At 61.9% G+C, this 10,185-nt stretch carries 8 protein-coding genes; 6 read left to right on the top strand and 2 right to left on the bottom strand.

The window, feature by feature from the left end:
• Position 1: 1 nt before the first annotated feature.
• Positions 2–1,228, bottom strand: coding sequence for a CmpA/NrtA family ABC transporter substrate-binding protein (locus BHC62_RS12350; RefSeq protein WP_029298252.1), 1,227 nt, complete (start codon positions 1,226–1,228; stop codon positions 2–4).
• Between the two features lie 245 nt (positions 1,229–1,473).
• Here BHC62_RS12350 and BHC62_RS12355 point away from each other — a divergent pair, with 245 nt between their 5' ends.
• The 4 genes from BHC62_RS12355 to BHC62_RS12370 all read left to right on the top strand — a co-directional run bounded on the left by BHC62_RS12355 (position 1,474) and on the right by BHC62_RS12370 (position 4,502).
• A complete protein-coding gene (locus BHC62_RS12355) occupies positions 1,474–2,349 on the top strand; it encodes a secretin N-terminal domain-containing protein (protein ID WP_256324343.1) in 876 nt (291 codons plus the stop codon).
• Between the two features lie 168 nt (positions 2,350–2,517).
• On the top strand, positions 2,518–2,925 hold the full coding sequence (locus tag BHC62_RS12360; RefSeq protein WP_070995173.1) for a winged helix-turn-helix domain-containing protein: 408 nt from the start codon (positions 2,518–2,520) through the stop codon (positions 2,923–2,925).
• Positions 2,922–3,386: a lytic transglycosylase domain-containing protein gene (locus tag BHC62_RS12365; RefSeq protein ID WP_070995174.1), complete on the top strand. Its 465-nt coding sequence runs from the start codon at positions 2,922–2,924 to the stop codon at positions 3,384–3,386. Before BHC62_RS12360 ends, BHC62_RS12365 begins: the two co-directional genes overlap by 4 nt.
• 90 nt (positions 3,387–3,476) lie before the next feature.
• A complete protein-coding gene (locus BHC62_RS12370) occupies positions 3,477–4,502 on the top strand; it encodes a quinone-dependent dihydroorotate dehydrogenase (RefSeq protein WP_029298245.1) in 1,026 nt (341 codons plus the stop codon).
• Positions 4,503–4,630: 128 nt separating this feature from the next.
• On the opposite strand, the gene rmf is transcribed toward BHC62_RS12370, so the two are convergent.
• The gene (gene rmf / locus BHC62_RS27410; protein ID WP_002553055.1) at positions 4,631–4,846 is read right to left on the bottom strand and encodes a ribosome modulation factor; all 216 of its coding nucleotides are present in this window, start codon (positions 4,844–4,846) and stop codon (positions 4,631–4,633) included.
• Between the two features lie 534 nt (positions 4,847–5,380).
• Between rmf and rlmKL the strand changes: the two genes are divergently transcribed.
• Together rlmKL and BHC62_RS12380 are read left to right on the top strand one after the other, a co-directional pair.
• The gene (gene rlmKL / locus BHC62_RS12375; RefSeq protein ID WP_029298230.1) at positions 5,381–7,651 is read left to right on the top strand and encodes a bifunctional 23S rRNA (guanine(2069)-N(7))-methyltransferase RlmK/23S rRNA (guanine(2445)-N(2))-methyltransferase RlmL; all 2,271 of its coding nucleotides are present in this window, start codon (positions 5,381–5,383) and stop codon (positions 7,649–7,651) included.
• Positions 7,652–7,786: 135 nt separating this feature from the next.
• Positions 7,787–10,185, top strand: a 2,399-nt coding sequence (locus BHC62_RS12380) for a GGDEF domain-containing protein (RefSeq protein ID WP_029298227.1), incomplete at its 3' end; no start/stop codon positions are given.

Consider the following 10,185-nt stretch of genomic DNA (forward strand, 5'->3'; position numbering starts at 1 on the left):
GTCAGCGCAAGGCGTGGCGGACGACATCGTCGGCCAGGGCGTGCAGGCGGAAACTGCGGGCGTAGCCGGCCGGGTCCGAGCCATCCCAGACCTTGCCGTCGATCAACTGGCTGCTGCGCATTTCTTCGGCCTTGGTCGCCACGCCCACGGCGCTTGCGGCTTGGCGATACAGATCCAGTTGCTGCACCTGACGGGCAACGGCGTGGTAATCGGGGTCTTCACGCAGCAGGCCCCAGCGGCGGAATTGGGTCATGAACCACATGCCATCGGACAGGTACGGCAAGTTGACCTCGCCCCCGCCATGAAAGCGCAGCGCGTGTACGTCTTGCCAGTGGTTACCCAGGCCGTCGTCATAGATGCCCAGCAGCCGCGGTTCGATGCAGTCGAGTGGCGCGTCCAGGTAATCCCTGGCGCTGAGCAGTTGCGCGGTGGAGCGCCGGTTTTCGAGGCTGTCATCGATAAAACGGCTGGCTTCCAGAACCGCCATCACCAGCACGCGTGCGGTGTTGGGGTATTGCTCGACAAACGCCTGGGTGCAGCCCAGGACTTTTTCCGGGTGGTCCGGCCAGATCGCCTGGCTGGTGGCAAGGGTGAAGCCCTGGTTCTGCTGCACCGCGCTGGCACACCAGGGTTCGCCGACGCACAGGCCGTCGATCCGTCCGGCTTGCAGGTGCGCGACCATTTGCGGCGGCGGGACCACCACACTCTCGACATCCCGCAGCGGGTGAATGCCCTGGCTGGCCAGCCAGTAATACAACCACATGGCATGGGTACCGGTAGGAAAGGTCTGGGCGAAGGTGAGTTTTGTCCGACTTTGGTGCACCTTGCGCTCCAGTGCCTCAGGACTGGTCACGCCCTGTTGTTGCAGGCCCTGGGACAGGTTGATGCCTTGGCCGTTCTGGTTCAGGCCCATCAGCACCGCCATGTCGGTTGCAGCGACGCCGCCGATGCCCAGGTGGACCGCATAGATCAGGCCGTACAGGCTGTGGGCGGCGTCCAGTTCGCCGCTGACCAGCTTGTCCCGCAGCCCGGCCCACGACGATTGGCGCTTGAGGTTCAAGGTCAGGCCATACGGTTGGGCAAACCCCTGCGTCGCCGCGACCACCAGCGAGGCGCAATCGCTCAAGGCCATGAAGCCCAGGTCGAGGCTGCTCTTTTCCGGGGCATCGCTGCCGTTGACCCAGGCCAGGGGATTGGTTGCCTGGCTGTAGCCGACCTGATCACTCATCAACACCTACCTTCTGTGTGAAAAAAGGCGTCGTTCCGTAGGGTGTCTTACAAGCCACCTGCGGTAACGACGCCTTTGTCCTTGAGCCCGTTCCGTCATTGGCGCGGGCTGCCCTGGGCAAGGTAAAGCAAGGCACATGCCACGGCGTGTGGCATGGGGTAGGCCGTCAGGCTTTCATCAAGATTGCGCCGTGGGGGCCTTTCACTATGGCGCCCCTTCAGGCAACACCGTCCAGGAAACCCAGCGTGCTCCTTGCCCGATTTACCACAGCGACCGTCCATGGCCTTTTGCAGCGCTGGCTGCTGGCCGCTCTGCTGATGCTCAATGCCTTGCCGGCGATGGGCGAGTCCTATCTGGCGTGGGACGAAAGTCTGCAAGGCTTCTTCGGTCGGCTTGCGGTGCCCCTCGGCCAGCCCATCGTGGTCAGCAAGTTGGCGGCGGGCAAACGTATCAGCGGGCAGTTTGATTTTGCCAACGCGCAAGCCGTCCTCGAGGCCGTGGCGTTGCAGCATGAATTGATCTGGTACAGCGACGGCCAGGTGCTGCATCTCTACGACGCTGGCGAGGCCAAGAGTTCCGGGGTGGCCCTGCGACACATGACGGTCGACCGCCTGCGCGACGTCATGGGGCGCACGGGGCTCGACGAGGCGCGCTACCCCCTGCGCAAGGCCGGCCCCCGTCTGTTTTACGTGTCGGGGCCCGCCAACTATGTCGATCACGTCATGCGCCTGGCCCAGTTGATGGACCGCCCGCGCCCGGCGCGGCGCGAGGACATGCAAAGAGTCGGGGTCATCCAGGTGCTCAACGCCGATGTAGCAGACCGCCAGTACGACAGGGGCGCGCAGACCATCACCGTACCCGGTCTCGCCACGCTCCTCGAGAAGCAGCTCGCCGAACTGGGTGGCAAGGCGCGCACCGGCATCACGGTGATTGCGTATCCGCAGGTCAACAGCCTGTTGATCAGTGGCAGTGAGCAGCAACTAAGGATGATCAGGGAACGGGTGGCGGAACTGGATGTGCCCCCGCGTTCTTTTGCCCAGGGGCAGGGCGCTTCGACATCCCTGAGCGCCGATCAGTACGAACGTGTACGGCGCGCGTTTGCCCGGGTCGGCGAGCAGTAGCGCCAGGCTTCGAAATTTCCTACGCAAAACTCCTGCAAAACTTCGACGCATCGGGCTTTTTCCTAACGTGAAATTGATGACGGGTTTCTATAGTCGCGCCTCTCCCAGACGGTGCGTGACGCAATCCTCAGGCGCCGTGAATGCCCGCAGACAGGTACAGAGGTTTGAATGGTTGTTGCAGTTGAGGGCTTGATGACGGCGTCCCTCGCCTTTGGTCAGTGGACGTTGCAGGAGGATGGCAGGCTGACCACCGAAGGTCGCGACATTCAGCTACCGCCCAAAGAGAGTCACGTGTTGCGCCTGTTGTTGACCACGCCTGGGGTGCTGGTCACCAAGGATTGCCTGCTGGAGCATGTCTGGCCGGATATCGACGTTGCCGAAGAATCCCTGACCCGCTGCATCTACTCATTGCGCAAGCAACTGGAGGGCGATCGTGGGTTGATCGCAACGGTGTATGGCCGCGGTTATCGTTTCAATGGCCGGGTGCGGGTGGTCGCGTGCCCTGGGCTGGTGCAGGCGGTGCGGGCACACACCGCTGCGTGCCCGGCCTGTGGATGGTGTGGTGAGCGGGTATGAGGCGTGCTTGCCGGCTGGGACTGATGTTATTGAGCCTGGGTGGAGTCGGTCAGGCCCAGGCGTATTGTTGGGCCGAGGCCGCCCGCCAGTACGATATCGAGCCAGAGCTGTTGCAGGCGATTGCCGCAGTAGAGTCCGGCTACCGCGCCGAAGCCATGAACCACAGCAACAAAAATGGCACCCGCGATATTGGCCTGATGCAAATCAACAGCATTCATCTGCCACGCCTGCTTAAACAGGGGATTACCGAACAACGGTTATTGGATGAACCGTGCCTGTCGGTGGAGGTGGGGGCATCGATCCTGGCGGCTTTTATCAAGCAGTTTGGCTACAACTGGACCGCCGTGGGCGCCTATAACGCCGGGCCGGGAGCCGGGGCCGAACGTGATGAATTGCGCCTGCGCTATGCGCGCAAGATCTGGGCGCGCTACGAAGAGTTGATGGCCTCCCGCAGGGGATGATCGACCGGCGGTGTGCCATGCCTCGCGCGCACCCGCCACCCCGGCTATAATCGCCGCCACCTTTCGCCGCCATCCGAGTCAAGCCCGCCCATGTATACCCTGGCCCGCCAGCTGTTGTTCAAACTCTCCCCGGAAACTTCCCACGATCTGTCCCTGGACCTGATCGGCGCGGGCGGCCGCCTGGGGCTCAATGGCCTGGTGTGCAAGGCGCCGGCGCAAATGCCGGTCTCGGTGATGGGGCTCGACTTCCCCAACCCGGTCGGCCTGGCCGCCGGCCTGGACAAGAACGGCGCGGCCATCGACGGCTTTGCGCAACTGGGGTTCGGCTTTGTGGAGATTGGCACGGTCACGCCGCGCCCGCAGCCGGGCAATCCCAAGCCGCGCATTTTCCGCCTGCCGGAAGCCGAGGCGATCATCAATCGCATGGGCTTCAACAACCTGGGCGTTGACCATCTGCTGTCGCGGGTGCAGGCCGCCAAGTACAAGGGCATCCTGGGGATCAATATCGGCAAGAACTTCGATACCCCGGTGGAACGTGCGGTGGATGACTACCTGATCTGCCTGGACAAGGTTTACGCCCATGCCAGCTATGTGACGGTCAACGTCAGCTCGCCCAATACCCCGGGCCTGCGCAGCCTGCAGTTTGGCGACTCCCTCAAGCAACTGCTCGAGGCCTTGCGCCAGCGCCAGGAAGACCTGGCGGTGCGCCATGGCAAGCGTGTGCCGTTGGCGATCAAGATCGCCCCGGACATGAGCGACGAAGAGACCGTGCTGGTGGCCCAGGCCCTGGTGGATTCGGGGATGGACGCGGTGATTGCCACCAACACCACCCTCAGCCGTGCTGGCGTTGAAGGCCTGGCCTACGGTGACGAGGCCGGTGGGCTTTCCGGCGCGCCAGTGCGCGACCAGAGCACTCATATCGTCAAGGTGCTGGCGGCCGAGCTGGCCGGGCGTTTGCCGATCATCGCCGTGGGCGGGATCACCGAGGGCAAGCACGCCGCCGAGAAAATCGCCGCGGGCGCCAGCCTGGTGCAGTTGTACTCCGGGTTTATCTACAAGGGGCCGGCGTTGATTCGCCAGTCGGTGGACGCCATCGCGGCTTTGCCAAAACCCTGATGCGAACGTCCGGCCATAAAAAAGGGCTCCTCGAAGGAGCCCCTGGGCCGAAGCCCGCCGCCCGGATGGGGCGTGCGTGGTTAAGTCGTTACATTCTTCAAGGTGGTTGTCGGAATTAAGTGCCCTGATTAGCCGACGGCGTGAAGTTCGTTGAGTCTGTGGATCCCCGCAGTGCCGGTCATACCGTCCCAGTTGTCGCCGCGTCCTTCGCGCCACCCGTTAATCCAGGCCTGGCGTACCGACGGTAGAGTAAATGGGCAAAGCTCACGGGATTTGCCATGAACGCCATACTGATATCCGCGTAAAAATGCTCTTTCCAACGGATCACGCTTAAGTCTTCTCATAGGGTGTTTCCCTCACTTGTTGACTGTCTTGATATCCTTCGACCTCATCCGAGGCCGGGCAGAGTTTTTCTGCCGTTGGTGCGGCTCGCTGCCGGCGTGGCGAGCCAATGTGTCAGCGTCGTTGCGGCGCTAACCTGTGTTGAGTTCTAACCAATAGGTCACATGGATTCAATGATCGTTTTGTCATAAGCACGTAACGATAACGATGCTATAGCCATAAGCTGGGATGGCTTTTCGCCCCTTTTTTTGGCCAAAGCCAGCTATGATGTGCCCTGTATAGAGGATGGGTTTAATCCTTTAGTGAGAATACCCGCCGCCTGCAGTCGGTTATTATTCGACGAAGGGTCGGAATATTTCCTTTTGTTGCAAAAATTATCTCTCTGCCCCGGCAATCAAGGCCCACAAAGCCTGGACGCCGGGGTGGAACGGCACACATTCGTGCCACGCGAGCGCTCTTCAAGAAAAGCGCTTGATTGAAAATCGAACGCGCGATGCGTCGCCCGTTCACTTATTGCTGAAAAGCCTGGAATGCCCATGTCGGACCGTTACGAACTCTTCCTCACTTGCCCCAAGGGCCTCGAAGGCCTGCTGATCGAGGAAGCCGTCGGGCTTGGCCTTGAAGACGCCCGCGAGCACACCTCGGCCGTGCGCGGCATGGCCGACATGGAAACCGCCTACCGCCTGTGCCTCTGGTCGCGCCTGGCCAACCGTGTGTTGCTGGTGCTCAAGCGCTTCCCGATGAAGGACGCCGAAGACCTGTACCACGGCGTACTGGATATTGAATGGCAAGACCATATGGTCCCCGATGGCACCCTCGCGGTGGAATTCAGCGGCCATGGCTCGGGCATCGACAACACCCACTTCGGCGCGCTGAAGGTCAAGGATGCGATTGTCGACAAACTGCGCACCCCGACCGGCGAACGCCCGTCCATCGACAAGATCAACCCCGACCTGCGCATTCACCTGCGCCTGGACCGTGGCGAAGCGATCCTCTCCCTCGACCTGTCCGGCCATAGCCTGCACCAGCGCGGTTACCGCCTGCAGCAGGGCGCCGCACCGTTGAAGGAAAACCTCGCGGCGGCGATTCTGATTCGTGCCGGCTGGCCGCGCATTGCCGCAGAAAACGGCGCGCTGACGGACCCGATGTGCGGCGTCGGTACCTTCCTGGTGGAAGGTGCGATGATTGCTGCGGACATGGCGCCCAACCTCAATCGCGAGCAGTGGGGCTTCACCGCCTGGCTCGGCCACGTGCCGGCGTTGTGGAAAAAACTCCACACCGAGGCCAGCGAACGTGCCGCCATCGGCATGAACAAACCGCCACTGTGGATCCGTGGCTACGAAGCTGACCCGCGCTTGATCCAGCCTGCGCGCAACAACATCGAGCGTGCCGGCCTGAGCCACTGGATCAAGATCTACCAGGGCGAAGTCGGTACCTTCGAGCCGCGCCCGGACCAGAACCAGAAAGGCCTGGTCATCTGCAACCCGCCGTACGGCGAGCGCCTGGGTGACGAAGCCAGCCTGTTGTATCTCTACCAGAACCTCGGTGAGCGTCTACGCCAGGCGTGCATGGGCTGGGAGGCGGCGGTATTCACTGGCGCACCTGACCTGGGCAAGCGCATGGGGATCCGCAGCCACAAGCAGTATTCGTTCTGGAACGGCGCGTTGCCGTGCAAGCTGCTGCTGATCAAGGTCAACCCGGACCAGTTCGTGACCGGCGAGCGCCGTACCCCGGAACAGCGCCAGGCCGAACGTGAGCAAGCCGCTTACGATCAGGCCCCGACCGAGCCGCAAGAGCGCCAGTACAACAAGAACGGTAACCCGATCAAACCCGCGCCGGCACCGGCTCCGGTGGTCGAGCAGGCGCGCTTGAGCGAAGGCGGGCAGATGTTTGCCAACCGCCTGCAAAAGAACCTCAAGTTGCTGGGCAAGTGGGCCAAGCGCGAGGGTGTCGATTGCTACCGCGTGTACGACGCCGATATGCCGGAATACTCCATGGCTATCGACCTGTACCACGACTGGGTGCACGTCCAGGAATACGTGGCGCCCAAGTCCATCGATCCGGAAAAGGCCTCGGCACGCATGTTCGATGCCCTGGCTGCGATTCCCCAGGCGCTGAACATCGACAAGAGCCGCGTAGTGGTCAAGCGCCGCGAGCGCCAGAGCGGTACCAAGCAGTACGAGCGCCAGAGCGCCCAGGGCAAGTTCACTGAAGTCAGCGAGGGCGGGGTGAAGCTGCTGGTCAACCTGACCGACTACCTGGATACCGGGCTGTTCCTCGACCATCGCCCGATGCGCATGCGCATCCAGAAAGAAGCGGCCGGCAAGCGCTTCCTCAACCTGTATTGCTACACCGCCACGGCCAGTGTGCATGCGGCCAAGGGCGGTGCGCGCAGCACCACCAGTGTCGACTTGTCGAAAACCTACCTGGACTGGGCGCGCCGCAACCTGTCCCTCAATGGTTTTTCCGACAAAAACCGCCTGGAGCAGGGTGATGTGATGGCCTGGCTGGAAGCCAGCCGTGATGAATTCGACATGATCTTCATCGACCCGCCGACCTTCTCCAACTCCAAGCGCATGGAAGGCGTGTTCGACGTCCAGCGCGACCACGTGCAGTTGCTCGACCTGGCCATGGCCCGTCTGGCACCGGGCGGGGTGCTGTATTTCTCCAACAACTTCCGCAAGTTCCAGTTGGAGGACAACCTGGGCGAGCGCTATGCCGTCGAGGAAATCAGCGATAAAACCATCGATCCGGATTTTGCCCGTAACCCGAAAATCCACCGGGCCTGGAAAATCACCGCACGCTGATCGACCTTGAAGCCGCGGGCCCGGATTTTTCCGGGTTCGCGGCTTTTTTACGCTGGTCAAAAGTGGGCTCGATGGCTATAACTAATCTCTTAGCCAAAGTGGCGCCCCTGCACGCTGGTGTTTCGAGTTTTGCCTATGCCGTTGCAAGACGTCCGCCCGAAAATACTGGGATTTATCAGCGAACAGGCGTCGGCTTGGCTGGTAGCGTCGGTAGTATTGCTGGTGGGTGTGGTGCTCACCGTCGTGCTGGCGCTGGCCACGGCCGATTTGCATCAGCAGGAAGTCCGCCATCGTTTTCAGTTGTTGGTCAACGAACGCTATAGCCGCCTGGAAGAGCGTTTTGAAGACCAGGAACAGCGTCTGGGCAGCCTGCGGCGTTTTTTCGTCAATTCCAATACGGTTTCCCGTGAAGAGTTCGATGGGTTCGCCCAGCCGTTGCTCATGCGCGCGCGGGCCTATGCCTGGGCGCCACGGATATTTCGCGATCAGCGCCAGGCTTTCGAACAACAAGTGTCACTCCAGCGTGGCGCGCCTTTCTCCATTCGCGAACTGAACGACAACGGGACCCTGCTGCCGGCAGGCGAGCGCGACGAATATGTGCCGGTGTTGTATAGCCAGACCCAAAGCCTGATCGGCTCGCCCCTGGGGTTTGACTTGCTGGCCCAACCACTGCGCCGCTCAACCGTCGAGCGGGCGTACCGGTCCGGAAGCATCGCCGTGTCCCAACCCATGTTGCTGGTGGGTGTGGAGCCGGCGTATGCCATGGGGGTGTTGCTGGTAGCGCCCGTCACCCGGCCGCACACCGCGCAAATGACCTACAACGAACCCTATGGTTTCGTCATGGCGGTGATCAGCATGCGCCAGTTGGTGGCCGACGGCTTGCCCAAGCCCGCGCGGGACAACCTGGTCATGCAGATTGTCGATACTTCCGACACCCAGCAGCGAGTGTTGTACGAGTCGGATAACGCCGTGGCCGATAGCGGCCTGGAGGCGATCCGCCGGCTTACCCTGGGTGATCATGTCTATGCCCTGAGCCTGCGCCCCAGTCAGGTATTTGCCCAGGCCAATCACTCTGCGGTTACCAGTATCCTGGTCATGGGTTGCTTGCTCAGCCTGTTGCTCAGTGCCTTGCTCTACGTGCTGGTCAGCCAGCGCCAGCGGGCGGTGAGGCTGGTACAACAGCGCACCGGGCAATTGCACCAGCGTGAGTATGAGTTGCGCGGCGCCCACGGCCAGTTGCGCAGTGTGCTCAATGCCGCGACCCAGGTGGCAATCATTGCCACGGATCTGCGGGGGGTGATCAACACCTTCAATGCCGGTGCCGAGCAGATGCTGGGTTATCCGGCGCAGCAGGTGCTCGGTCACATGACCCTCGAAAGCCTGCACCTGGCGTCGGAACTGGAAACCCGTGCCATGCAGCTGAGCCAAGCGCTGGGCAAACGGATCATGCCGGGCCAGGCGATGCTGGTGGAGGGGGCCGACAGCCTGCATGAGGCTCGGGAATGGACGCTGGTCCGCCAGGACGGCAGCCAGTTGACCGTGAATATGCTGGCCACGGCATTGCTTGATGACCATGGCTTATGGATCGGACACCTGGCGATCTGCCTGGATGTCACCGAGCAGAAACGCGCCTATGAGGCCTTGGCGGCGCGGGATCGCTTGCTGAAAAAACTCAGTGCCCATGTGCCGGGCGGGATTTTCCAGTTCACCCTGGAGCCCAACGACAACTGGCGGTTTATCTACGCCAGCGACGGTATGCGCGATATCTATGAAATCGATCCGGGGCTGTTGCAACAGGATGCCAAGCAAGTTTTCGAACGTATTCACCCCCTTGATGCTGAACGCATCCGCGCTTCTATCCGCTTGTCAGCGCTGCAATTGAGCCATTGGCGCGAAGAATATCGGGTGCAACTGCCAGGCCGCGGCCTGCGATGGATCCGTGGCGAGGCGACGCCGGAAGAGTTACCCGGCGGCGGTACCTTATGGCATGGCTACGTGTCGGATATCTCCGATCTAAAGCGGGTGGAAGAGGAGCTGCGGGCGCTGTCGATTACCGACTCATTGACGGGTATCCATAATCGCCGCTACTTCCAGGACCGGCTGAAGGCCGAGATGAGCCGGGTGCGGCGCACAGCGGGTACGCTGGCCGTGATCATGCTGGATATCGACCATTTCAAGCGCATCAATGACCAGCACGGGCACGCCGCCGGGGATGGGGTGCTACAGGAGTTGTGTCGGCGGATCAGCCAGCGTTTGCGCCGCAGCGATGTGTTCTGTCGCCTGGGCGGCGAGGAGTTCATGGTGCTTTGTCCGAACACCGATGGCGTTCAGGCCTACAGCCTGGCAGTTGAATTATGGGAAGTGCTGCGCAGTACACCGATGGAAGGCGTTGGCACCGTGACCGCCAGTTTTGGCGTGGCCAGTTGGCGGGTCGATGACGGTGTGGATGGCTTGTTGTTGCGCGCGGATTCGGCGGTGTACGCCGCCAAGCAAGCGGGCCGGGATCGGGTTGAGTCGCAGCGGTTGCCTGCTTG

The organism is Pseudomonas sp. 06C 126, assembly GCF_001855215.1.
GTDB lineage: Bacteria > Pseudomonadota > Gammaproteobacteria > Pseudomonadales > Pseudomonadaceae > Aquipseudomonas > Aquipseudomonas proteolytica.